23 protein-coding genes are annotated in these 25,528 nt (G+C 32.0%); 6 read left to right on the plus strand and 17 right to left on the minus strand.

Features of this window, described 5'->3' with window-relative positions; all coding sequences use genetic code 11:
- Nucleotides 1-5: 5 nt before the first annotated feature.
- The 3 genes from QWY99_RS00880 to QWY99_RS00890 all read left to right on the plus strand — a co-directional run bounded on the left by QWY99_RS00880 (nucleotide 6) and on the right by QWY99_RS00890 (nucleotide 3,011).
- On the plus strand, nucleotides 6-1,808 hold the full coding sequence (locus QWY99_RS00880; RefSeq protein WP_290259886.1) for a peptide MFS transporter: 1,803 nt from the start codon (nucleotides 6-8) through the stop codon (nucleotides 1,806-1,808).
- A gap of 52 nt (nucleotides 1,809-1,860) precedes the next feature.
- Nucleotides 1,861-2,328 (plus strand): thioredoxin family protein, encoded by a 468-nt coding sequence (locus tag QWY99_RS00885; protein ID WP_290259888.1) that lies wholly within the window; start codon nucleotides 1,861-1,863, stop codon nucleotides 2,326-2,328.
- Between the two features lie 245 nt (nucleotides 2,329-2,573).
- A complete protein-coding gene (locus QWY99_RS00890; RefSeq protein WP_290259889.1) occupies nucleotides 2,574-3,011 on the plus strand; it encodes a thioredoxin family protein in 438 nt (145 codons plus the stop codon).
- Between the two features lie 81 nt (nucleotides 3,012-3,092).
- Here the strand turns inward: QWY99_RS00890 and QWY99_RS00895 are convergent, their stop codons facing one another.
- The 8 genes from QWY99_RS00895 to surE all read right to left on the minus strand — a co-directional run bounded on the left by QWY99_RS00895 (nucleotide 3,093) and on the right by surE (nucleotide 10,523).
- Nucleotides 3,093-5,129, minus strand: a complete 2,037-nt coding sequence (locus QWY99_RS00895) for a ComEC/Rec2 family competence protein (protein ID WP_290259891.1) — start codon at nucleotides 5,127-5,129, stop codon at nucleotides 3,093-3,095.
- A gap of 160 nt (nucleotides 5,130-5,289) precedes the next feature.
- On the minus strand, nucleotides 5,290-6,003 hold the full coding sequence (locus tag QWY99_RS00900; RefSeq protein ID WP_290259893.1) for a DUF1266 domain-containing protein: 714 nt from the start codon (nucleotides 6,001-6,003) through the stop codon (nucleotides 5,290-5,292).
- Between the two features lie 4 nt (nucleotides 6,004-6,007).
- On the minus strand, nucleotides 6,008-6,706 hold the full coding sequence (locus QWY99_RS00905; RefSeq protein WP_290259895.1) for a Z-ring associated ZapG family protein: 699 nt from the start codon (nucleotides 6,704-6,706) through the stop codon (nucleotides 6,008-6,010).
- 13 nt (nucleotides 6,707-6,719) lie between these two features.
- Nucleotides 6,720-7,172 (minus strand): hypothetical protein, encoded by a 453-nt coding sequence (locus QWY99_RS00910; protein WP_290259896.1) that lies wholly within the window; start codon nucleotides 7,170-7,172, stop codon nucleotides 6,720-6,722.
- A gap of 581 nt (nucleotides 7,173-7,753) precedes the next feature.
- On the minus strand, nucleotides 7,754-8,236 hold the full coding sequence (locus QWY99_RS00915) for a C40 family peptidase (protein WP_290259898.1): 483 nt from the start codon (nucleotides 8,234-8,236) through the stop codon (nucleotides 7,754-7,756).
- Between the two features lie 28 nt (nucleotides 8,237-8,264).
- Nucleotides 8,265-9,377, minus strand: coding sequence for a lipid-A-disaccharide synthase (gene lpxB / locus QWY99_RS00920; RefSeq protein ID WP_290259900.1), 1,113 nt, complete (start codon nucleotides 9,375-9,377; stop codon nucleotides 8,265-8,267).
- A gap of 80 nt (nucleotides 9,378-9,457) precedes the next feature.
- Entirely contained in the window at nucleotides 9,458-9,751 is a 294-nt protein-coding gene (locus QWY99_RS00925; RefSeq protein ID WP_290259902.1) for a hypothetical protein, read from the minus strand.
- The gene (gene surE / locus QWY99_RS00930; protein WP_290259904.1) at nucleotides 9,744-10,523 is read right to left on the minus strand and encodes a 5'/3'-nucleotidase SurE; all 780 of its coding nucleotides are present in this window, start codon (nucleotides 10,521-10,523) and stop codon (nucleotides 9,744-9,746) included. The genes QWY99_RS00925 and surE overlap by 8 nt, the downstream gene beginning before the upstream one ends.
- Before the next feature lie 212 nt (nucleotides 10,524-10,735).
- Here surE and QWY99_RS00935 point away from each other — a divergent pair, with 212 nt between their 5' ends.
- Nucleotides 10,736-12,925: a carboxy terminal-processing peptidase gene (locus QWY99_RS00935; RefSeq protein WP_290259907.1), complete on the plus strand. Its 2,190-nt coding sequence runs from the start codon at nucleotides 10,736-10,738 to the stop codon at nucleotides 12,923-12,925.
- A 147-nt stretch (nucleotides 12,926-13,072) separates the two neighbouring features.
- Complete coding sequence (locus QWY99_RS00940; RefSeq protein ID WP_290265275.1) at nucleotides 13,073-13,897, plus strand: DNA/RNA non-specific endonuclease; 825 nt, start codon at nucleotides 13,073-13,075, stop codon at nucleotides 13,895-13,897.
- A 15-nt stretch (nucleotides 13,898-13,912) separates the two neighbouring features.
- Here the strand turns inward: QWY99_RS00940 and rodA are convergent, their stop codons facing one another.
- The 6 genes from rodA to purH all read right to left on the minus strand — a co-directional run bounded on the left by rodA (nucleotide 13,913) and on the right by purH (nucleotide 21,146).
- On the minus strand, nucleotides 13,913-15,148 hold the full coding sequence (gene rodA, locus QWY99_RS00945) for a rod shape-determining protein RodA (RefSeq protein ID WP_290259909.1): 1,236 nt from the start codon (nucleotides 15,146-15,148) through the stop codon (nucleotides 13,913-13,915).
- Nucleotides 15,149-15,163: 15 nt separating this feature from the next.
- The gene (mrdA, locus tag QWY99_RS00950; RefSeq protein ID WP_290259912.1) at nucleotides 15,164-17,113 is read right to left on the minus strand and encodes a penicillin-binding protein 2; all 1,950 of its coding nucleotides are present in this window, start codon (nucleotides 17,111-17,113) and stop codon (nucleotides 15,164-15,166) included.
- Complete coding sequence (locus tag QWY99_RS00955) at nucleotides 17,110-17,616, minus strand: rod shape-determining protein MreD (RefSeq protein ID WP_290259914.1); 507 nt, start codon at nucleotides 17,614-17,616, stop codon at nucleotides 17,110-17,112. Before QWY99_RS00955 ends, mrdA begins: the two co-directional genes overlap by 4 nt.
- Entirely contained in the window at nucleotides 17,609-18,433 is an 825-nt protein-coding gene (mreC, locus tag QWY99_RS00960; RefSeq protein WP_290259916.1) for a rod shape-determining protein MreC, read from the minus strand. Before mreC ends, QWY99_RS00955 begins: the two co-directional genes overlap by 8 nt.
- Before the next feature lie 103 nt (nucleotides 18,434-18,536).
- Nucleotides 18,537-19,565 (minus strand): rod shape-determining protein, encoded by a 1,029-nt coding sequence (locus QWY99_RS00965; protein WP_290259919.1) that lies wholly within the window; start codon nucleotides 19,563-19,565, stop codon nucleotides 18,537-18,539.
- A 54-nt stretch (nucleotides 19,566-19,619) separates the two neighbouring features.
- A complete protein-coding gene (gene purH, locus QWY99_RS00970; RefSeq protein WP_290259921.1) occupies nucleotides 19,620-21,146 on the minus strand; it encodes a bifunctional phosphoribosylaminoimidazolecarboxamide formyltransferase/IMP cyclohydrolase in 1,527 nt (508 codons plus the stop codon).
- Between the two features lie 165 nt (nucleotides 21,147-21,311).
- Between purH and QWY99_RS00975 the strand changes: the two genes are divergently transcribed.
- Entirely contained in the window at nucleotides 21,312-22,562 is a 1,251-nt protein-coding gene (locus QWY99_RS00975; RefSeq protein ID WP_290259923.1) for an ABC transporter permease, read from the plus strand.
- Between the two features lie 109 nt (nucleotides 22,563-22,671).
- Here the strand turns inward: QWY99_RS00975 and QWY99_RS00980 are convergent, their stop codons facing one another.
- From QWY99_RS00980 to fbaA, 3 genes are all read right to left on the minus strand, one after another.
- On the minus strand, nucleotides 22,672-23,073 hold the full coding sequence (locus tag QWY99_RS00980; RefSeq protein ID WP_290259925.1) for a helix-turn-helix domain-containing protein: 402 nt from the start codon (nucleotides 23,071-23,073) through the stop codon (nucleotides 22,672-22,674).
- Between the two features lie 385 nt (nucleotides 23,074-23,458).
- Complete coding sequence (accD, locus tag QWY99_RS00985; RefSeq protein ID WP_290259927.1) at nucleotides 23,459-24,313, minus strand: acetyl-CoA carboxylase, carboxyltransferase subunit beta; 855 nt, start codon at nucleotides 24,311-24,313, stop codon at nucleotides 23,459-23,461.
- Between the two features lie 117 nt (nucleotides 24,314-24,430).
- A complete protein-coding gene (gene fbaA, locus QWY99_RS00990) occupies nucleotides 24,431-25,498 on the minus strand; it encodes a class II fructose-bisphosphate aldolase (protein ID WP_129539929.1) in 1,068 nt (355 codons plus the stop codon).
- Nucleotides 25,499-25,528: the final 30 nt, after the last annotated feature.

Below are 25,528 nucleotides of genomic sequence, written 5' to 3' on the forward strand. Positions count from 1 at the left end.
AATAAATGGAGCAGAATATTAGTTTAGAACAGATACAAAACTTTAAAGGGAAATACCCTAAACAATTGTGGTATTTGTTTTTTAGCGAAATGTGGGAACGTTTTTGTTTCTACGGAATGAGAGGGATGTTGGTTGTATTTATGGTTGGCCAACTAGGAATGAATGAGAGAGTTGCTAATTTACAATACGGTGCTACACAAGCTTTTGTTTATGCATTTACTTTTATTGGAGGAATGTTTGCAGACAAAATATTAGGCTATCGAAAGTCTCTTTTTTGGGGAGGTTTATTGATGATAGTTGGAAGTGTAATTTTGGCTATTGATCCTAAACAGTTTTTCTTTTTTGGAATTAGTTTTACTATCATTGGAACTGGTTTTTTTAAGCCAAATATATCTACAATGGTTGGACAACTTTACAAAGAAGGAGATACGAGAGTAGATGCTGGATTTTCGCTGTTCTATGCAGGAGTTAATTTAGGAGCTTTAATTGGAGGATACATTTGTATTGCTGTTGCCAATGGGTCTCTGTGGGAGTCATTTGTTCCAGTTGCGTATCGTTGGAATTATGCCTTCGGTTTTGCTTCAATAGTTATGGTTATAAGTTTGTTAACTTTTACACAAACGCAAAAAAGTTTAGGAGAAATTGGACTTTCCCCTTTGCGACATTTAGAGAAGCCGAAAAGACGAATATTAGAGATTGTAACCTATGCTAGTTCATTGGTTGTAATTCCAATCATTATGAAGATGGTTTCTAATACTGAGTATACAGATGTATTCATGTTTATAATTGGACCATTTGCATTAATGTATTTGTTCTATGAAATGGCATCGTTAAGTAATAATGATGATTCGAATATGTTCTCTTTTAACGGAAAAATATCTAGAATTTATTATTTCTTATGTTTCAGTTGTATTGCTTTACCATTGTTTTTCTTAAGACATTATTTTGTAGATAACATTGTTTTTGTATTGTTAACACTTCCTTTATTATGGTTGTTGTTTTCTTTGGGAGCAAAAAGATGTAATGATATAGGAATAAGCAGATTTATTATTTTAATTCCTTTTTCAAGTATTTATTTTTTCTTCAAAAAAGGCACAGCTGATTTAGAAGGGGGTAAAAACCTAAAAAGTTCAGAGATAAAGAAACTGATAGCAGCTTTAGTATTTATATTGTTTTCTATTTTCTTCTGGGCTTTCTTTGAACAAAGCGGAGGCTCATTAAGTTTATTTGCTTTAAACAACTTAGATAATACTGTTTTAGGTGTTACACTTGATCCAAATGGCGTTAACAATTCAGCTAATTCACTTTTTGTAATTATTTTTGCAGCTTTGGTAGGTTTAGTTTGGTTATGGATGTCTAAACGTAAAATCGAACCGAATACAGTCATTAAATTTGGACTGGCATTTTTGTTTCTTGCTGGTGGTTTCTGGGTGTTTTATTATACTAAATTCTTCGCTGGACCTGATGGGAGAACCTCTTTAGGGTTGTTTACTTTTGGTTGGTTTATAATTACTTTTGGTGAACTTTGTTTATCTCCTATTGGTATGTCGGCAATGACTAAACTATCTCCTTTAAAAACCCAAGCTGTTATAATGGGAATGTGGTTTTTGGCTAGTGCTTATGGTCAGTATTTTGCTGGATTACTTGGTGCTAACATTGCAGAAGCTTCGGAAAATGCAACTAATCTAGAAAAACTAAATGTATACGCAGACGGATATAAACAGTTAGGTATTTACGCTTTGATTGCAGGAGTTGTTCTAATTCTGATTTCTCCACTTATTAAAAAATTAATGCAAGAAGTTAAATAGGAAATATTTCAGGTTTAATTTTATTAAATTTGCTGAATAAAATAAAAAGTAGATGAGAAAGATATTTATTACATTAATGCTAGTATTAGGCTCCTTTGCGGTACAAGCACAAGAACTTAAATGGTACACCGATGTAAATGAAGCTATAGCTGTAAGTAATAAGAATAAAAAACCGATGTTATTATTTTTTACAGGAAGTGATTGGTGCGGATGGTGTATTCGTTTACAAAGCGAAGTTTTAAAAACTGCTGAGTTTAATAAATGGGCAAAAGATAACGTTGTCTTAGTAGAACTTGATTTCCCTAGAAGAACAGCTCAAACACCAGAACTAAAAGCTCAAAATAATCAATTACAACAGGTTTTTGGTATCCAAGGCTTTCCAACAGTTTATTTTACTAATGCTGAGAGTAAGGACGGAAAGGTTAATTTTCAAGGATTGGGTACTACAGGTTATGTAGCAGGTGGTCCTTCGGCATGGCTTGCAGTTGCTAATGGGATTGTTAATCCAGTAAAAAAGTAATTAAATAGTTCGAGTAACTATTATAATAAATAAGTGAAGCTCTTTTCGGTTAATCCGAAAAGAGCTTTTTTTTATTACGATAATGTCTTCTGTTTCTTTCTAGTAGGGATTTAAATGTGTAAATAGTAATGTGTTGTTTATAATTTATGTTTAGTCTTAAATAAATTTGGATAATTGAAATTTAATGTTAATTTCGTTTAACCTAACTAACCATATCCAAATTTACTATGATTAAAAAATTACTTATGTTCGCATTCTTTTTAGGCTTTTTTACTGCTCAATCTCAAAATCTAGTTTGGAAAACTTCTATTGCTGATGGTATTGAAGCTAGTAATAAATTAAAAAAGCCGATGTTGATTTTATTTACAGCAGAAAATTATTCTCATAATTTAGAGAACGAAATAATGAAAACTTTAGATTTTGCGCTTTGGTCAAGAGATAATGTTGTTTTAGTAAAATTAGATTTATCCGACAATAATGCTTCTGATAGTGATAAAGAGCAAAATATTAAGTTGAAGAATGCTTTTGGAATTCAAGAGTATCCAGAAGTATGTTTTGCCAATGCTGTTATTAGAAAAACCAAAACTACATTTGGGTCATTGGGTAAGATGACTTATACGTCGGGAGGAGTAAAGGTTTGGATCTCTGAAGCAAATACACTTTTACATTCAAGCGAATTTTAACTTTGTGTAATTGAGATTTAACAACTTTATTTGATCTTTTATGAAAGCCACTTTATGTTTTATTTTAATTGTGTTATTTTATTAATTCAATTTATAGAATCCCTTTTCATTGGTAGAATGAAAAGGGATTTTTTCATTCCTGCATGTCTTCCTCCAGTATTCCTGTACTGATTTGTAGTTTGTACCGTCGGCAATAACCATTTTTGGTTGGATTGTTTTTAGTAATCTTTCAAAATTTATTTTAGGTGATTGTATAATTAATATGATATCTGGTTTTATTTTATTAGAATATATTCCGCTACTATCAATAATTAAGATTTTATTACCTTTAAAATAAGCTATGTTTTGTAGCTGTTCTATACTTGTTAGATTTCCAAAATTACCTACTAAATAGGATTTTAAGGCGTAATTATTATCAGTAGTATTCGTTGCGGTATCTGTTGTGAATAGCGTCACAGATCTCCCAGTTTTTTCTGTTATTTGAGAATTTTTAGTTAGATTGTAAATGATCCATTCTTTTTGTGTTTCAGTTTTTTTTTGATTTATAATACACGTAATTTGTAGTAATATTATTGAAGTTAGTGTTAGTATTAATTTTGTAAAATTGGGTTTCTTGAGCCAAATAACTCCGGTTATAATTAAGAGATAAGACGAAATTAGTAAGTAGGTATTAAATGGAATATCACGTATTACGAAACTTTCGAAGGAAGCAACGATGTTTATTATTTTATTTAAATAAAAGATACTTTTTTCTAGTAGTTGTACTAGTAATGAAGGTGCACTATTAAAAGCAGCTAAAATCATTACTATAATTCCTAAAATCATAATAACACTTAAAAAAGGCATAATTACGATATTGGCAACAAAAAACAGACCTGGAAACTGATGAAAATAATATAGGCATATCGGTAATGTGCCTATTTGTGCTGCAAAAGAGACTGTAAGTGCATTCCAAATTGTAGTCGTGAATTTGTGTTTTGGTGACCATATTTTTTTTAATATTGGCTGAAACCAAACAATAAAAAACAAGGCTAAGTAACTTAACTGAAATCCTACGTCAAATATAAAGGCAGGTTTAAATAGGAGTAGAAAGAATATCGAAACCAATAAGGTATGGTAAATGTTTACACTTCTTCTTAAATGCATTCCCAGTGCTACAAACGAAAACATTACTACTGATCGTAACACTGAAGGTGAAAATCCCGAAATTACTGCAAAAGCGAATAACAAAACAATGATGGAGATGAGCTTTATTAATGATCCTTTTTTGGTATTAGGAATTGGTTTGAAGACATAAGTTATGAAAATCAATATATAGCCTACATGAAGTCCCGAAACAGATAATATATGGGTGACACCAGCATATTGATAATCTTTTATTATTTCAGGAGTTATATCTTGTTGTTGGCCTAAAATAAGTGCAAGTGCCACATTCATTTCGGTCTTGTTGAAACCATTGTCCTCAAGATTAGCAATGATTTTTTTTCGTATACCAGCCGCGTAGTACCAAATGTTTTTCTCCGTTTTTGTGCTTAGAGCTATGTCACTTTTTTGGATATATAATTGGGCGTAGATATTTTTATTATTTAAGTAGTTACTGTAATCAAATTGATTTGGGTTTTTGAGAACGCTGTTTTTAGATAATTGTCCTTTAACCCTAATACAATTCCCTATATCTAAATTTAATTGAGTACTATCTTTTTTGATGTTCACTACAATTTTACCCGAAATTGGATTTCGATTGATTTGTTTTATTGTAGCTATGTATCGATCACTGTAATTATTGCTTTTTAATTTTTCATTAATAATAAAATCTATCAAATGAGGTTGGTCGTAGATGTCTTTATAATTAGTATAGTTGCTTTTTCTAAATGATTCGTTATGTAGCGTTTGAGTTAATAGTCCGATGCAAAAAGATAAGAGGTATGTTGTAATTGCAAAGTAAGTAACTCTATTTTTTTTATTAGTTGTGTAATAGTAAGAAGTATAAAATAGTACTACCGCAACAGCAAGGATTATTAATGTATAAACTACGGTAAGTTTCATGTAGTTGGTTAGTAAAATACCTAAGATAAAGTTCAATGTTATTCGAGCTAAAGGAAAATCTAATACTTTCATGTAGCAAAAATACTATTTTAATGTAAGAAATAACTCTAATTAAAATAAAAACCTGACAAGCTTTTACTTGTCAGGTTTTTATTTTAATCGGTAGAATGCTACTATTGCATGTATTTAATCTGGTAACTACTAAATTCTGAATTTGAACCAAAATAATTTTCTATAAGTACTTTTTATTTTTTAATGGACTTTTTTCATTGTTAAGCAAATCAGCTGCTATTTGAATCATTCCGCTGTTATTAGCGCCACCCCAAATTGCTCTACCAAAAATATAACTATTGGTATATTCTTGCCAAGTACTGCAATATTTTTTTAATTCTGCGTAGGATTTAGCAATGTATTCTTTAAGTTCTTTTTCTGAAAGATAACCTAATTCAAAACAGCAGCGGGATAAAAAAACACCTCTCCCATAGTTCCAAGCACTGTCCTTCGCTTTTTTAAGTTGCGAAAAATCAGTAATAAGATTTTGTTCTATAAGTTCAGGTACAATATTGTTCATCTTTCGATACAAATCTAAGTAATAATCAAAAGTAGCTTTGTCATTTGATAAACCTGACTTCAAAATTTCTACATAATTTTGTTTGTCTTCAACTGCTTTGTACACAATTTCGATGTAATCATCTTGATTTTTATAGTGTAAATCGTGTAGTACTTCTAAAGCATCTTTTTGGTTATAAATTCCCCAATAGGTTTCTATTAATTTCGTTATGTCAGATTTATTTAAACCCGTTTCATAAGAGTTTAAGTAGGCTGATTGTTGTTCTGCATACATGGAGCCCACGAGTAAAAAATCTAACTCCTGACCTGTTACAGGATTTTTATCATTTAATCGAATGCTTTTAAAAGTGTTTAGTAATTTTGAAAAAATTCCCATATCATTAAGCTACTTTTAAATTCGGAAATTTACTTTGCAAAACCGGAATAAATCTTTCGCCTACTACTTGGTATTTTGCTCTTGTTGTAAATTGTTTTTTTACATTCAAAAGATCTGTTGGATCCGGTGTGTAATTTAACCTATCGTGAATTTCAAGCGACAAAGGATTGCCATCTATATTAAATGTAATGATATGCGTTTTTGGTAGGTATTCTTCTGAAGCTTTTGAATAAACTGCAACTTCTGATTTTAGAATGCCTCCATATTTTAATTGTGCTTCCTCTATACGAAAATTATCAAATACAATATGTTCGTCTAATTCTCCAACAGTATCTGTGCTAAAAAAATGTAGATCATTTCCGCTCAAGACCCAAAAACAATCGGTTTCTATTGTTTTTAGTTTTACACCTATTGCAGATAAAGCAATGTTTTTTATACCATCAGTAGCAATTTCTTGAAGTTTATTAGATGTAGATTGTGGTACAGATGCCGAAGTATAGGCATCTATAGATTTTCCTTTCATCCATTGTTTTAATTGAGAGAAATCTTTAGCTAAAAGTTCTTGATTGTAAACGTCGTACTTATTTCTTTCTGCATCTAAGTCGATTTCTGATTTTACTGCTTTATGTTTTTTATTCATATAAATCATAAAACAGATACCAGCAATTACTATAACAACTGGAATTAAATATAATGTATTCATAAGGTCGACTAATTTAGATATTTGTTGGAGTTACTTGTTTTGCTTTATTTTTTGAAGGGATATATGTCCAAATGATTAAAGCGATTATAGCGAATAATACCAGTTTTCCTCCAATTTTCTTCCAGAATGTCAAAGGGCTTTCAGCTGTTTGGATGTCAAAATTATGTTTCTCTTTTAATATTTTTGCTAGTTGCTCATCAATTTCAATGTAAGTATTGTTAGAGATGTCACTAAGAACATATTTATTATCTGTATTCCAAACAGGCAACCAAAGCGCTCCATATTCATTATTAAGATAAGCTAGGTTTACTTTTTGACCTACTATTTTTTGAATTTCTGAATCTGTAGGTAATTCTTGAACTGTTTCTATTGTTTCACAAGGAAAACAAACTGGAATTTTTGCTTTTGCATTAGAACTAATTATTGCGCAAAAAGTAAAGATTAGGGATAAAATAATTTTAGACATTTAATTAAGGGGTTAGTTAGTTAATTTAATATTTATTTAAAAACAGGCGGTTTTGTGTCTAAAAGTAAGATAAGATCTTTGCGATAAAAAGATTGTAGCTTAAATTTTAACCAACTAATACTGCCTTTTTTTTAATTTGCTAAACTAGATAATTAAAATGAATATTTAATGTTATAAAATAATATATTTTTTATGACTTGTAAATGAGGTATTTATGGTTTTTTTTAAGAAATAGTGGTGTTTTTATTCCTTTTTAATTGAAATTATTGAAGAATAGTTTTGTGTATAGCAAAAAGGACAATGAATTTTTATCTTACAAAACTTAAAGTTGTTTGATAGTAAACAGTGTTGTTTTTAAAACAGGAATTATCTTTAATAATAGACACATTTAAACTTAATTACGTGAATAAAATGAAGAGGAAAGAAATGTGAAAATCTATTAATTTTTTTGTGTTACTGTTTTTAGAATTGATGAATTCTGAAGTGATTCAGAAGCTGAAAATGCTCTGACAACTATATTTTCCTTTCCTAAGAGTCAGTCTTGGAAAGGAATGATTTATAGCTTTTGATTAGGAAGTACTTTACTCAAGTATGCGGTTAACTTGAACGTAAGAATCACGATAATAAGGCTCTTTGGTAGAAGAAATTATTACCCCTTTTGAAGTAGAGGAATGTATGAACTTAATCTCCTCACTATTAATTTCTACAATTAATCCAACATGGTTTATTTGTGAGCTTCTGTTGGTTTTAAAAAATATTAAATCGCCTTTTTTTGCTTTATTTCGATTTATAACTTCACCGATTTTAGATTGTTCCAAAGAGGTTCTAGGCAATTTTATATTCTCAGAATTGAACGTTGTAAATACCAATCCAGAACAATCATAGCCTTTATTTGATGTACCACCAGCTTTATAACGAACACCAATACTCTCTGATGCTGTATAAATTAAATCTTTTACAATTGTTTTGGTGTTGTCTTCTTTCTTATTATTCGTAACAGACGATGCCGACTTGCATGACGCAAATAATAGGACTAAAGCGAGTATGGATAATATGTTTTTCAAGGCAATATTTTTCAAGGCTAAGGAATCTTTATTTTAAATCGGCTACAATTAATTTAGCAGTTTTTTCGCTCGCACCAATTCCGCCGAGTTTTTCTTCTAATACATCGTAGTTATGTAAAAGCGCTTTACGATAATTAGGTTCTAATAACTTAGTTAGTTCCTCTTTAATTCGCTTAGGAGAGCAATCATCTTGAATAAGTTCGGTAACCACTTCTTTGTCCATGATTAGATTTACTAACGAAATATACTTTAAGGTAATAATACGTTTTGCAATTTGGTATGACGCCCAACTACCTTTATAACAAACAACTTCTGGTACTTTAAAAAGAGCTGTTTCCAGTGTTGCTGTTCCTGATGTTACCAGAGCAGCTGTTGACGATTGCAATAAAGCATATGTTTTGTTTGATACAAATTTTATGTTTTCATTAGTCACGAAATGTTGATAAAAAGAATAGTCTTGGCTAGGAGCACCAGCAATTACAAATTGATATTCTTTAAAATCATTTACAACACTTAGCATAACCGAAAGCATTTTTGTGATTTCTTGTTTACGGCTTCCTGGTAAAATAGCAATAATAGGTTTCTCACTTAAATTGTTTTCTTTTCTAAATGTTGCTTCATCAAAAGTGGGTTGGTTATGAATGGCATCGATTAAAGGATGACCAACAAATTCTACTGGAAAATTATGCTTGTCTTCATAGAAACTTTTTTCGAAAGGTAAAATTACAAACATCTTATCAATATCATGTTTAATATCGGTAATTCGACTTTCTTTCCAAGCCCATATTTGTGGAGAAATATAATAGTGTGTTTTATAATTTAATGCTTTTGCCCATTTTGCAATACGCATGTTAAAACCAGGATAATCAATAAAGATTAATACATCTGGTTTAAATTGAGCGATGTCTTTTTTGCAAAAAGAGATATTGCTGAGAATGGTTTTTAAATTAAATATAACTTCTATAAATCCCATGAAGGCAAGCTCGCGGTAATGTTTTACTAATGTTCCGCCAGTTTGTTGCATTAAATCTCCTCCCCAAAAACGAATTTCGGCGTTAGGATCTTCTTTATATAAAGCTTTCATCAAATTTGAACCATGTAAATCGCCTGAGGCTTCTCCAGCAATAATGTAGTATTTCATGTTTTTGTTTTAGAGAATGGAAGTTATTTAAGCTATCGCTAAATCAAAAGCGACAACTTAGTTTTAAATGCAAAGATAAATTAAATAAATAAAGTGAGCAGTGCCAAAGTTATAACTGCTAACACAACACCTCTTGCTCTAAACTCTTTGTTTTGTTTTAAAAATACACCAAATGCAACTAATGCTAAAATAGATCCCAAAGTGATTATTTTTCCTAGATAGCCATAATTCTTAATTATTTTAATGCTTTGCATTCCATTAGAGACATCGAAATCGGTCAATAAAGTAACAAAGAGAAAACTTCCTAGTATTGAAGCCATTAATCCTATTACAAAACCAATAAGTAAATCTTTTCTATTTCTTGTATTATTCATTCCAATTCCAGTTGTTAATTTGTTGCATGGTATGGTGCGCTGTTAAGTCAAATTGTACAGGAACTACAGATATGTAACCATTTTCCAGTGCCCATTCGTCAGTATCTTCCCCTTTATCTTGGTTTACAAATTCGCCCGAAAGCCAATAGTAATCCTTTCCAGAAGGTGTTTTTCTTTTATCAAATTTCTCTACCCATTGTGCTTTCGCTTGACGACAAATTTTTATTCCCTTAATTTCATTTTCCTTTAATTTTGGAAAGTTTACATTTAAAACCACTCCTTCAGGTAATTTGTTCTGTAGCGTCTCAAGGGTGATTTTTTTGATGAAAGATTTAATACTTTCAAAATCTGCATTCCAATCAAAATCTAGTAATGAGAAACCTATTGCAGGAATTCCTTCAATACCCGCTTCGACAGCTGCACTCATAGTTCCTGAGTAAATTACGTTTATAGAAGAATTTGATCCATGGTTTACTCCCGAAACACATAAATCAGGCTTTCGTTTTAAGATCTCATTTACAGCAAGTTTTACACAATCGACAGGAGTGCCAGAACAACTGTATTCAGTTATTGGGTCACCATCTTTAGATAATTTGTTAAGATACAAAGTACTGTTTATGGTAATGGCATGTCCCATTGCGCTCTGAGGCTTGTCTGGTGCTACAACAACCACTTCACCAATTTGTGACATTACACTAATTAAAGCTCTAATTCCAGGTGCCGAAACACCATCATCATTGGTTACTAAGATCAAAGGTTTTTTTGAATTCATTTTTTAAATTATAGTGAAAAAATAGGGGTGTAGGGTTTTTATTAGCAAATGTAGTAACTGAATTTCTTAAAATTGTAACAAAAAGTCTTAAATTTACTAAGTTGGTACTTTTAATCAATTGAATGAAAAAGTATATTTATATCTTTAACAAAAAATTATGCGGTCCATATTTTGTTGGCATAGTTTTTACCGTAAATTAGATTAAAAAATTGATGAATGCTATTATTAAATTTATGAAACGAAATTATAAAATAATCCTAGCCGTTATTTGTTTATCTGCTACACTGTTTGCATTTAAAATTAATAGCGATAGAGGGATTGACCCAGACCCAAATAAAGATAAGATGCTTTTGGAATTACTTGCTTTTGTAATCGAAAAAGGTCATTATAGTCCGCCTCCAATGAATGATGAATTCTCAAAAGGAGTATATAAAGATTATATTGAAGCATTGGATCCATCTAAACGATTTTTCTTGCAATCAGATATCGATGAATTTTCGATATATGAACTGCAATTAGACGATCAATTTGTAAATAAAGATTTGACTTTCTTTAATCTTACTTATGCGCGTTTGATGAAAAGAATGGAAGAAGGTAAAAAGAGATATAAACTCATTTTAGCTAATCCGTTTAACTATAAAGTAGATGAAACTTTCAGTACAGATTATGAGAAATCACCTTATGCAAAAACTCCTGCTGAACTGGTTGAAAAATGGAGAAAACAAATCAAGTTATCTACATTATCTTCTTTAGTTACTAAAGAGAATATCGAAGCTGAAAAGAAAGTAAAAGATCCTGAGTATAAAGAGAAATCTTTTGATGTTTTAGAAAAGGAAACTAGAGAGAATTCATTAAAATCATTAGATGAGTATTTTGGATTTATTAAAGATTTAGAGAGAAGTGATTGGTTTTCAGTTTACGTAAACTCAATCATGGCTCGTTTTGATCCGCACACTAGCTATTTCGCACCAGAAGAGAAAGAACGTTTTGATGTTAATATCAGTGGAAAACTGGAAGGGATTGGAGCAAAACTGCAAAAGAAAAATGACTTTACAGAAATTTCAGAACTTATTTCAGGTGGACCAGCTTGGAGAGGTAAAGAATTGGAAGCAGGCGATTTAATTATAAAAGTAGGACAAGGAGCTGATGAGCCTGTTGATGTTGTAGGTATGCGTCTTGACGATGTTGTTAAGAAAATTAAAGGGCACAAAGGAACAGAAGTTCGTCTTACAGTTAAAAAAGTTGACGGAACGATAAAGGTGATATCTATTATTAGAGATATTGTTGAAATCGAAGAAACGTATGCTAAATCTAGTATTGTTGATAAAAACGGATTGAAATACGGGGTTATTTATTTGCCTAAATTTTATATCGATTTTGAAAACAAAGACGGTAGAGATGCTGGAAAAGATATTGCACTTGAAGTTGAAAGACTTAAAAAGGAGAAAGTAAACGGTATCATTTTAGATGTACGTGATGATGGTGGAGGTTCTTTATCTACTGTTGTTGATATTGCAGGTTTGTTTATCGAACAAGGTCCAATTGTGCAGATTAAATCTGCAGGAAGAAAAAAAGAAGTTCTTTATGATCGTGATAAAAAAATTGAGTGGGATGGTCCATTAGTGATCATGGTTAATGGTTTCTCTGCTTCGGCTTCAGAAATCCTTGCTGCTGCGATTCAAGATTATAAAAGAGGTGTTATTATTGGTAGTAAACAAACTTATGGTAAAGGAACAGTTCAAAATGTTATTGATTTAAATCAGTTTGTTCGTAGTAGTGATTTTGGAGACTTAGGAGCTCTGAAAATTACAACTCAAAAGTTCTATAGAATTAACGGTGGGTCTACGCAATTAGAAGGTGTACGTAGTGATATTGTTGCGCCAGATCGTTATGCCTATTTAAAAATGGGAGAACGTGATATTGATAACGCAATGCCATGGGATAAAATCGATCCAGCGGAATATAGTACTTGGAATCATAATTCTAATTTTGGACAAGCTATAGCAAATAGTAAAGCACGTATTGCGCTTAATCCGCAGTTTAAATTAATTGAAGAAAATGCAAAATGGATTGATACTAAAAGCAAAGAGAATAGTTATAGTTTGAATATAGCTGATTTCAAAAAAGCACAAACTGAAGTTGAAGCTGAAGCTAAAAAGTATAAACCAATTACTGATTATAAAAATAATCTACAGTTTAATTCTTTACCATATGAAATAGCTGAGATGGCAAAAGATCCAAGTTTGAAAGAAAAAAGAGAAAGCTGGCATCAAGCGTTAGCAAAAGATATTTATGTTGAAGAAGCTATAAATGTTTTAGATGATTTACAGTCACAATCGGGAAGTAGACAAAATTCAATTCCTGTTAAAACAAAAAAAGATAAACTAGCTTCTAAATTATAAGAGGTATAAAAGTAATTAGCTTTTAAATAATAAAAATGCTCCATTAATCGTCATGATTATTGGAGCATTTTTTTTGAACTCATTTAGTTAACTTTGATTTTTGTTTTAATGAAAATTAATTGTTTAAGATTTAAATAAGACTTTATGATGATTATAAAGAGAGGGGTATTGGTTGCTTTTTTTTTGATTTTTCTTTTTTCTTGTAAAAAGAACTCGGAAAGCAGCAGTGTTAATTCTGATTTAGAATTTAAAGACAGTTTGAAGACTGAAACCACGTTGTATAGTGAAGACAATGTAGATTTCGACTACTTGCCTAGTTCGACAACAAATCAAGTCGTAAAACATGATTATTATACGCTTTCTTATAATGAAAAATTTGAACAGGCAGAATGGGTTGCTTACGAATTAAAGAAAAGCTATATTAAAAATAATGATTTCAAGAGACCCTATTTTAATGAAGATCCCAAAGTAACTTCTGGGTCTGCGGATTGGCGTAATTATAAACAATCAGGATACGATAAAGGGCACCTTTGTCCAGCTGGAGATATGGAGTTTGATAAAAAAGCATATGAAGATACTTTCTTAACTTCAAATATATCTCCTCAGATGCGTGAATTTAATAATGGTATTTGGAATAGATTAGAGCAAAAAGTACGTTATTGGGCTGTTAAATACGATGGTATTTATGTAGTTACTGGTGGAGTGCTTACTGATTCAGATACTACAATTGGTAAAGAAAAAGTGCTAGTGCCTAACTATTTTTATAAAGTACTATTAGATGAATCTAATGGCAAATATAAGATGATTGCTTTTCTTGTGCCAAATGAAAAAAGCGAAAGACCTTTATATGAGTTTGTAGTTTCGGTAGATGCTATCGAAAAATTAACAGGCATAGATTTCTTTCCTCAATTAGATGATAAAATTGAGGATGCTTTAGAGAAAAACACAGATTATAAATCTTGGATTTTTTAGTTTAAAGGGCAGAAACTACCACTCGTTAACTTTATTGGCATCCATTTTAAGGAAAATAAAAAGCAAAATGGTGAATCCCCATAGTCCTGAACCTCCATATGAGAAGAAAGGAAGTGGGACTCCAATAGTAGGGAAAATACCAATTACCATTGCAATATTTACAAAAAAGTGAGTAAATAAAATACCCGCAACACAATAACCATAGACTCTACTAAATTTAGTCTTTTGTCTTTCGGCTAAATATATTATTCTTAAGAATAGTCCAACAAACAAACCTATAACTACAACAGATCCCGCAAATCCCCATTCTTCACCTACAGTAGTAAAGATGTAATCGGTATGTTGTTCAGGAACAAACCCCCCTTTAGTCTGAGTGCCTTCTAGAAAACCTTTTCCTATCCATCCACCAGATCCAATCGCAATTTCAGATTGATTGGTATTGTATCCAATCCCTTTCATGTCGACCGTTTTTCCTAGTAAAATATTAAAACGATCTCGGTGATGTTGCTTAAAAACATTATCAAAAACGTAATCAACAGATAGTACGAACCCAGATATTAGCGCTAATAATATACCGCTTAAAATTAGGTTTCGATCAACTGTCCTTCCTTTAAAATGTATAATCGCGAGTATAATTACGGATATAAGTATTACATATTCGGGTTCTAATACTAGCGTTAAAACAAACAATACGATAGCTATAAATCCTGTCCAGATGTACCAAGAAGGAAGTCCTTCACGATATAAAACAAGTAGAAATATACTGTATATTAAGGCACTTCCAGGGTCTGGTTGAGGCAGAATTAAGATTACAGGTAAAAACACAATAGCAAGCGCCTGTATTTGTCTGTTAACGTCTTTTAGGTTTACCTGTGTGTCGCTTAGATATTTTGCTAACGCAAGGGCTGTAGCTGCTTTAGTGAACTCAGAGGGTTGTAATGTAAAACTTCCTATTGCATACCAACAGCGTTGTCCGGCAATAGTTTTCCCAAAGAAAAATAATCCGACCAAGGACAGTAAGGCGACACCAAAAATGATGCTGGCATACTTTTCATAGAATTTACCATCAACAAATAGAACGATAAAAATTAGTGGAATCGTTAGTAAAATAAAAATGAACTGTTTCTCATAAGTACCATCTGTAGAGGATAGGGAAGAAGAATATATGTTTAACCATCCCATGATTACTAATGCGGTATAGATGATTATACTTATCCAGTCAATATTGCTTTTTACACTTTGATTTTTCATTTGAAATGAATCTCTTTATTGTTTCTTTTGAGTAGTGTCTACTTTTGTTGTTTTAATTTCCTTAGGTTTTATCATCTTCGCTTTCATAATTGAATCTCTAGGAGTGGTTTCAATTAAACTAGCTTCTGTCATTCCTCCTAATTTTGCGTATTGATCTCTTAAGCTTGTGTTTAAAACACGAATTTCTAGATCATTTCTTGTGATTTTTTTACGCAGATATTTTTCAATCATCAAACTCGCGATAGGACCTGCAATTGCAGCTCCAAATCCACCATTTTCAATCATTACTGCTATGGCAATCTTCGGATTGTCTTTTGGTGCAAATGCTACGAATATGGAGTGATCTTTAAGTTGTGTTCTCTTACCGTTAATTTTAGCAAAATTCTCGGCTGTACCTGTCTTTCCACAAATATCGATACCTTCAACGCGTAATCTACTAGCTGTTCCTCTGTTGTAAACATCAAATAATCCACTAATTATTGGTGGGAAATATTTTTTGTCGATAGTCGTTTCGTGCTTAACCTCAAATTTAGGGTCGATTTTTTCTCCTTCAATTTTTTTAATGATGTGAGGCGTGAAATAATGTCCTTGATTGGCAATTGTAGCCATCATATTTGCTAATTGAATTGGAGTCATTAAAACCTCTCCCTGTCCAATAGAGTTGGATACAATTGTTGTGCTTCTCCAGCCTCCATTAGGATAAATTTTCTTATATGTTTTAGAGGTTGGTATGTTCCCTTTTTTACCTGTTGGTAAATCATATCCCATGTACTGACCCAGACCAAAACTTTTTACGTGGTTACTCCATATATCAACTGCATAAGCAGGATTGTTGTATTTGTTTATAGTAAGCATGTAAGCTTGAGCAAAATAGGTATTACACGAATTGTAAATCGCATTGTGTAGCTGTTGTGCTGGTGGGTGACTATGACATTTCATAAATCGACCTCTACCATAGCTAAAACCATGATTACAAAAAAATGTCGTGTTTTCATTTATTACTTGTTCCTGTAAACCAATTAGTCCTGTTAGGATTTTAAATGGTGAGCCAGGAGGATATTCAGCAAGCAAACCACGGTCGTACAATGGTTTTGCAATTGAGTCACGATACAGTAAGGTGTAGTTTTTAGAACGTTGTCTTCCTACTAATATGCCAGGGTCATAAGATGGTGCAGTAACTAATGCTAAAATTTCACCAGTTTTTGGTTCTAAAGCAACAATTCCACCTCTTTTGTTAATCATTAATTGTTCTCCATACTTCTGAAGTTCGGCATCAATTGTTAAGTTGATGTCTTCTCCCTGTACGGCAACGGTATCATATTTTCCATCTTTATAGGAACCTATCTCTCTGTTGTATTTGTCTTTTTGAATGTATTTTACACCCTTGATTCCACGTAAAGTAACCTCGTAGCTTTCTTCAACACCTTGTTTCCCAATTAAATCACCACTGTTGTAATACGGATTACTAGCTACTAATTTTTCGTTTACTTGAGTAATACCTCCAAAAATATTAGCACCATAATCCACTTCGTAGTCACGTAAAGATCTTTTTTGAAAATAGAAACCTTCAAATTTTCTCATCTTTTCTTGAAAAGCAGCAAATTCGCTTTTGTTCAACTGAGCTAAGAATACAGATGGCAATCGAGGGCTATATATTTTAGCTTTCTCAATTTTTTTAATAAAGTCTTCTTTGGTAACATTTAAAAGTTGACAAAACTCTAAAGTATCAATGTTTTTTATCTCTCTAGGGATAACCATTATATCATAAGAAGCCTGATTGGCAACTAATAACTTACCGTATCTGTCATATATGTAGCCTCTTTCTGGATAGTCGTATTTTATCTTTATAGCGTTATTCTCAGATTTAAGTTTAAAAGAGTCGTCTATAATTTGTAAATAGAATATGCGAATTACTAGCAAAGTTGCTGCAATGATTATTAAAGAGGGCAGCAGAATTTTTCTCATCTTCTGTTGGGCTTAATAAGATATATTATTATGATACAAGTTAAAATAGTAAATATGGTACTAAACAAAGTTCGTAGTAAAACATCTAAAATGAAGTTAAACTGGAAAGCTTCAAGTGTAAATAGTATTATATGATGTAATAATACAGATACTAATATAAATGAAAATCGCTCAGGAGTTAAAGAGTCATTTAGTTTAATAGTTTGATATTCATAACTCAAACCAAATGTGAATTTAAATATGTATGGTCTGTAATAAGCTAGAATTATACAAGCCGTAGCATGTATTCCTCCTGAATTACAAAACATATCCATAAAAAGACCTAGTAAGAAACTTGAAGCTAATAGTCCAGATTTGTTTCCATTTACTGGATATAGAATTATATACAGTATATATGGGAAAGGACTTATATAGCCTAGGAAATTCATGTTATTAAAAATAATAATCTGAACTGCCAATAGCAGGATAAATCGAGAAACATTGATTAACAAAGCGCTATTCATCTTTTTCTCTTTTTTCTAGTTTAATAAGTTCCTCACGATCTCTACTCTTGATGATATATACATGTCCTAAATTCGTCATGTCATTAAATAATTTGACATCGATAGTGTAATAATTTGTCTTTTTTGAAGTGTATATTTTCTCAATAGTACCAATTCCTATGTTTTCAGGAAAAATAACAGACTGACCACCAGTTACAATTGTATCTCCTTTACGAACAGAAGCCAATCTAGGCACATCTATTAGTTGAACAAATCCAGTACTTTTTCCATCCCAAATTAGTGAACCAAAATGGTTTGATTTTTTAATCTTAGCATTGATCTGAGATTTAGTGTTAAGAATACTAACAACCGTTGCGTATCTAGGTGATGTGTTATCTACAATACCTATTATTCCTAAACTATTAATTACTCCCATATCAGGTTTGACCCCGTCATTTGAACCAGAGTTTATTGTAATGTAATTCTCGTGTACATTGTAAGAGTTGTGTATCACTTTGGATACAATAATATCAGCAGGTTTAACCCCTTTGATGCTATCTGGAAGTGGTAGTTTTACAGTATCTTCAGCATTGAATAATAGACTTTTTAGTCTAGCGTTTTCAAGTACTAATTCGTCGTTTTCTTTTTTTAGATTCAAATACTCATTTACAGTGTTTATTTTTTCATAAACACCACCGCTTAAGAAATTAGCAGAACTAATTACTCTGCTTTTGTGAAAAGAGTGTGATTGAATAGAGAGGCCTAACGAAATACCTAAAAGCAGCAAAAACAGTAGCCTATTACTGTTTCTTATAATAAAATTAAATATCTGCTGCATTTCTTGCTTGGTTATTTTGTTTCAGGATATGCTTAAAGTTTCAAAATTTCTTCAGAACTAAGTATTGATTAGTTCTGAAGAAATGTATATAATTAATTTGATCTTATTTGATTAAGATACTTTTGAATTTTGAAATGTTTTTCAATGCCATTCCAGTACCGCGAACTACAGCTCTTAATGGATCTTCAGCAATGTAAACAGGTAAATCTGTTTTTTGTGAAATTCTTTTATCAAGACCTCTTAACATAGATCCTCCACCTGCAAGATAGATACCTGTATTGTAGATATCAGCTGCTAATTCAGGAGGTGTTTGAGATAGTGTTTCCATTACAGCATCTTCAATTCGTTGTATTGATTTGTCTAATGCTTTAGCAATCTCACGGTAAGATACATCTACTTGTTTTGGTTTCCCAGTAAGTAAATCTCTACCTTGAACTGACATATCTTCTGGTGGTCCATCTAAATCTTCGATAGCGGCACCAATTTGAATTTTTATTTTTTCAGCAGTACTTTCTCCAACAAATAAGTTGTGTTGTGTACGCATGTAATAAACAATATCATTTGTAAATACGTCACCAGCAATTTTTACCGATTTGTCGCATACAATTCCGCCTAATGCGATTACTGCAATTTCAGTTGTTCCACCACCGATATCAACAATCATGTTACCTTTTGGTTGCATAATGTCAATTCCAATACCAATAGCTGCCGCCATCGGTTCGTGAATCAAATAAACTTCTTTACCATTTACTCTCTCACAAGATTCTTTTACAGCACGCATTTCCACTTCAGTAATTCCTGAAGGAATACATACTACCATACGTAATGCAGGAGTAAACATTCTTTTCTTCAATGCAGGAATACTCTTGATGAACATATTGATCATTTTTTCCGAAGCATCAAAGTCAGCGATAACACCGTCTTTAAGTGGCCTTATGGTCTTTATGTTTTCATGGGTTTTACCTTGCATCATATTGGCTTCCTTACCAACAGCAATGATTTTGCCTGATATTCTATCACGTGCCACGATTGAAGGACTGTCAATAACTACTTTATCATTATGTATGATTAAAGTGTTTGCGGTACCAAGGTCTATCGCAATATCCTCGGTCATGAAATCAAAAAATCCCATAAGTTTTTTAGGGGTTTAAAAGTTATAAATTAGTAACGCACAAAGTTAAACAAATTAATGTTTAAAATGACGCGTTCCTGTAAATACCATTGCAACTTTATTTTCATTGCAATAATTGATGCTTAATTCGTCTTTTATCGATCCACCCGGCTGAATTACAGCGGTAATTCCTGCTTTTTTGGCTAATTCTACACAATCCGGAAATGGGAAAAATGCATCACTTGCCATCGAAGCTCCGTTTAAATCAAATCCAAATGCTTTTGCTTTATCAATTGCTTGAACTAAAGCGTCTACGCGAGAGGTTTGTCCCGTTCCAGATGAAATTAAAGTTCCGTTTTTTGCAAATACGATTGTGTTCGATTTTGTATTCTTACAAATCTTTGAAGCGAATAATAAATCTTCAACTTCTTGTTCTGTAGGTGCTGTAATTGTAACGGTTTTTAAATGCTCTTTATTGTCAGTAACATTGTTTTTATCTTGAATTAAAAGTCCATTTAAGCAAGTTCTAACTTGTCTTGTAGGTAGCTCAACTTCGTTTTGAACTAAAATAATTCTGTTTTTCTTTTCTTGTAAAACTGCAATTGCCTCAGGATCAAAACTTGGAGCGATTACAACTTCGCAAAATAATTTATTTATTTCTTGAGCTGTAGCTAAATCAATGTTTGTGTTTGAAATTAAAACTCCACCAAATGCTGATGTAGGATCACAAGCCAAAGCTGCTAAATAAGCTTCGCTAATCGTTTTTCTTGTAGCTAAACCACATGCATTGTTGTGTTTTAAAATTGCAAACGTAGGTCCGTCAGTTTTAAATTCTGCAATTAAGTTCACGGCAGCATCTACATCAAGCAAGTTGTTGTATGATAATTCTTTTCCGTGAAGTTTTTGGAACATAGCATCAAAATCTCCAAAGAAGAATCCTTTTTGATGTGGGTTTTCGCCATATCGCAATACTTGTCCATCAGCAATGCTTTCTTTGTAGATCGTATCGTCAGTATTGAAGTAATTAAAAATTGCAGTATCGTAGTGAGACGAAACGTGAAAAGCTTTTGTTGCAAGTAATCTTCTGTTTTCAAGAGTTGTTGCTCCGTTTTGTTCCGTAATTAAATCCAATAATAAGCTGTACTCATTTACAGAAGCCACAATAACAGTGTCTTTAAAGTTTTTTGCAGCCGCACGAATTAATGAAATTCCACCAATATCAATTTTTTCGATAATATCAGTTTCGCTAGCTCCCGATGCAACAGTTTTTTCAAATGGGTATAAGTCAACAATCACTAAATCAATTTGAGGAATATCAAATTCCTTCATTTGTTGAACATCACTTTCGTTGTCTTGACGGTTTAAAATTCCACCAAAAATTTTCGGGTGTAGTGTTTTTACTCTTCCGCCTAAAATTTCAGGAAATGAAGTAATGTCTTCAACAGGAACTACAGGAATTCCTAAGTTTTTAATAAAATCTTCTGTTCCTCCAGTTGAGTAAAGAGTTACTTTTTGTTCGTGTAGTTTTCTTACAATTGGTTCGAGTCCATCTTTCGAAAAGACTGAAATTAATGCAGATTGAATAGTTTTAGTTGTGCTCATTGTGTAGTTATAATTATCAAGGTGCAAAAATAGTTTTTTTTTGATTATAAAAATCAACATTTTATGTAACATTATCTTAAAAATAACTACCTATGAGTAGGTGAAATTTTATTAGGTTTTTGACTAAAATTTATTGAATTTTACTTTAATGTAAATTTAAAATCTATGCTACTTTATTTTCGATTGTTAAAGGAAAGTTTTGGTTTTGCGATGAATGCTTTACGAAGTAACAAATTAAGAACTTTGTTGTCGTTGTTGGGGGTTACCATTGGTATTTTTTCGATTATTGCCGTACTTGCAGCAGTGGATTCATTGAATAGAAAAATCACCAAAGACCTAAGTAGTCTAGATAAGAACACTATTTATTTAATGCGATTTTCTTTTGGACCAACGGATATTCCACAATGGAAAAGGGAGCAGTTTCCCAATGTTAAATATGATGAATATACGTATCTTAAAAATAACCTTACAAATACAAATCAAGTAGGATACCAACTTTTTGTTAAACGCGAGAGTTTAAAATACGATTCAAAAACGGTGAGCGATGTAAATGTAGTTCCAGTTTCTAGTGAATTTATGGATATCGAAGGTTTGGATTTTGAAAAAGGGCGTTTTTATAATGAGGCAGAATCAAATTCTGGAGCGCCAGTTATAGTTTTAGGACACGATATTGCCGAAGGACTATTTGGAGATTCGGAGCCTCTAGGGAAAAATATTCGTTTGTACGGACAGCGTTTTACTGTTATTGGAGTAATAAAAAAACAAGGAGCTGGGATGTTTGGAGATAGTAATGATACATCGGCTTTTTTTCCAGCAAACTTTTTGCGTAGAATGTATGGAGATAACAATGACGGAATGACTCCTGTTATTGTTTTGAAGCCTGAAAAAGGAATTGATATGGATGCGTATAAAGCAGAAGTATCTCAGAAATTAAGAGCCTATCGTGGATTGAAGGCAGGACAAATTGATAATTTCTTTGTTAATGTGTTTTCTGGTTTTACTGATTTTATAGATGGTATTATAGGTCAAATGAATTTAATGGGCTGGGTGATAAGTGGATTCTCTCTTCTTGTTGGAGGTTTTGGAATTGCGAATATTATGTTTGTATCAGTTAAAGAACGAACAAATCTTATTGGAATTCAAAAGTCTTTAGGAGCAAAAAATAAATTTATCTTGTTTCAGTTTTTATTCGAAGCAATCATTCTTTCCGTTATAGGCGGGGCAATAGGATTAATTTTGGTTTGGATAATTTCTGTAATTCTTACCAAAGCTCTCGATTTTGAATTTGTTCTCGGAATGGGGAATATTCTTCTTGGAACTGGTCTAGCAGCATTAATCGGATTAATAGCTGGAATTCTTCCCGCAATATCTGCTTCTAAGTTAGATCCTGTTGAAGCAATTAGAACTGGGATGTAGGTTTTTTTTGAAGGTTCATAGCTTTTAAAGATTCCGAATTATAGGGTATAAAAAATCCCAAGAAGTAAATTTTCTTGGGATTTTTTGTTAGGTGTGTTTTTTGAAAATTTTATTTTTTGTTCAATAATTTTTCCAAATATTCAACTTTCTCTTTTTCAGCTAAAACTAAACGTTCGTAAAGTTCAACAACTTTATCTAGTGGGTTGAATGTACAGTGGCTAGGATTGAACATTCCGTTTATCCCATTGCTTACACTATTGTCGTAATAATTATTTAAATAACTTGTCATACTTTCGTCAGTAAAATTTTTTATGCCTTCAGCACTTACTCCAAGAGCTTTAGCTACTTCTTCAAGTTTTGTATCATCAATCGTTTCGCTGTTTTCCATTGTAGAAACAGCTTGTTGAGATGTTCCTAAAGCCTGCGCTAATGCTTCTTGTTTCATATCTCTAAGTTCGCGAATGCGACTTATTTTTCGTCCTATGTGATTTGGTTTTGTTATTGTGCTCATAGTTCAAATGTATTTATATTACTTTAGAAAAAAATGATTTCGGTAAAAAACAAGTTAGTTTCAGTATGATACATCTTTTAAAGGCTCAATTAGGGTGAAAGCTAACATTAGTTGTCTAAAACAAAAATACAATTTTTTAAACAAATAGTAATTCAGATTAAATTGTATTTATTTTTGGAGTTATGTGTTTGTTTTTTTTATGGAAGTTTAATTCTTTTTTTTACTACTTATCTATTTATGTTAAGGGTTTGATGAGATTTTGTCTCCTTGCAGATTTTTGCATTGATCCGTATTTTTTTTATGATATAGATTTTAAAATAAAGACATAAAAAAATCCCATTTTGCATTTACAAAATGGGATTTCCTATTTTTAGAAGCTTGAAAACTATCTAATATTGTTATTCTGAATCAAATCAATATACAAGTTGATCTTGTCTTTTAATTCTTTTCTTGGCGTGATAAAGTCTAAAAAGCCATGTTCTAAAAGGAATTCTGCAGTTTGGAAACCTTCTGGTAAATCTTTTCCTGTAGTATCTCTAACAACTCTAGGTCCAGCAAATCCAATTAAAGCGCCTGGTTCAGAAATATTAATATCTCCTAACATCGCGTAAGATGCAGTTGTTCCTCCTGTTGTTGGGTCAGTACATAAAGAAATGTAAGGTAATCCAGCTTCAGCAAGTTGAGCCAATTTTACAGATGTTTTAGCTAACTGCATTAAAGAGTAAGCGGCTTCCATCATACGAGCTCCACCTGATTTTGAAATCATTACAAAAGGCATTCTGTTTTTGATTGCATGGTCGATTCCTCTTGCGATTTTTTCACCCACAACAGCTCCCATAGAACCACCAATGAAGGCAAAGTCCATACAGCAGATAACAACGTCTTTCCCTTTTGATTTTCCAACTCCAGTACGCACTGCGTCTTTAAGTTGGGTTTTTTCCATTACATCTTTTAATCGATCTGCATATCTTTTTGTATCAACAAAATGCAAAGGATCTTTAGAAGTAAGATTTTTATCTAATTCAACAAATTCATTGTTGTCAAATAAAATTTCAAAATAGATTGCGCTTCCAATTCTAACATGGAAATCATCTTCTGGGCTTACAAATAAGTTACGAGCCAACTCATCAGCATCAATAATTTTTCCTGTTGGAGATTTATACCAAAGTCCTTTTGGGACATCCATTTTCTCTTCAGTAGGAGTAGTAATCCCTTTTTCTTGTCTTTTAAACCAAGCCATTTGTTTAGTTTTCTTTGTTCAGTAATCAATTTTTAGTGTTCAGTTTTAAAATAGTTTAGTTTCAAGTATTCGGTACGTTTTTTAACTGAATACTTGAAACTAAAAACTGATCACTTTTTATAAAGTATTTACGTTATTCAAATCAGCAAAAGCTTGTTCAAGTCTTGCGTTGAATGTTACTTCACTTTCACGTACCCATCTTCTTGGGTCGTAGTATTTTTTGTTAGGAACATCAGCACCTTCTGGGTTACCGATTTGAGTTTTTAAATAGTCAATATTTTTAACCATATAATCACGGATTCCTTCTGTATATGCGAACTGTAAATCAGTATCGATGTTCATTTTGATAACTCCGTATCCAATTGCTTCTCTAATTTCTTCAAGTGTAGAACCTGAACCTCCGTGGAAAACAAAATCTACTGGGTTATGACCAGTTTTGAATTTGTCTTGAACGAAATCTTGAGAGTTTTTTAGGATTTTTGGAGTCAATTTTACGTTTCCTGGTTTGTAAACACCGTGAACGTTACCAAAAGCTGCAGCAATAGTAAACTTAGGGCTTATTTTAGATAATTCTTCGTAAGCGTAAGCTACTTCTTCTGGTTGCGTGTATAATTTAGAGCTATCTACATCAGAGTTGTCAACACCATCTTCTTCGCCACCTGTAATTCCAAGTTCGATTTCAAGTGTCATTCCCATTTTGCTCATTCTAGCTAGGTATCCTTTGCAAATTTCGATGTTTTCTTCGATTGGCTCCTCAGATAAATCAATCATGTGAGAGCTGTATAATGGTTTTCCTGTTTCAGCAAAATGTTTTTCAGATGCATCTAACAAACCATCAATCCAAGGTAATAATTTTTTAGCACAGTGGTCAGTATGTAAAATTACTGTTGCACCGTAAGCTTCTGCTAAAGTATGAATGTGTTTTGCTCCAGCGATTCCACCTGCGATTGCTGCTTTTTCGTTAGCATTAGATAATCCTTTTCCAGCGTTAAATTGAGCTCCTCCGTTAGAAAATTGAATAATAACCGGTGCATTTAGTTTTGCTGCAGTTTCAAGAACACCATTGATTGTACTTGATCCAGTAACGTTTACTGCAGGAAGTGCAAATCCTTTTTCTTTTGCATAATTAAAAATCTCTTGAACCTGATCCCCTGTAGCGACTCCGGGTTTAATATTATGTGCCATTGTAATTTTTTTTAGTTGTTTTTTAGTTTT

The organism is Flavobacterium branchiarum (genome assembly GCF_030409845.1).
GTDB classification, from domain to species: domain Bacteria; phylum Bacteroidota; class Bacteroidia; order Flavobacteriales; family Flavobacteriaceae; genus Flavobacterium; species Flavobacterium branchiarum.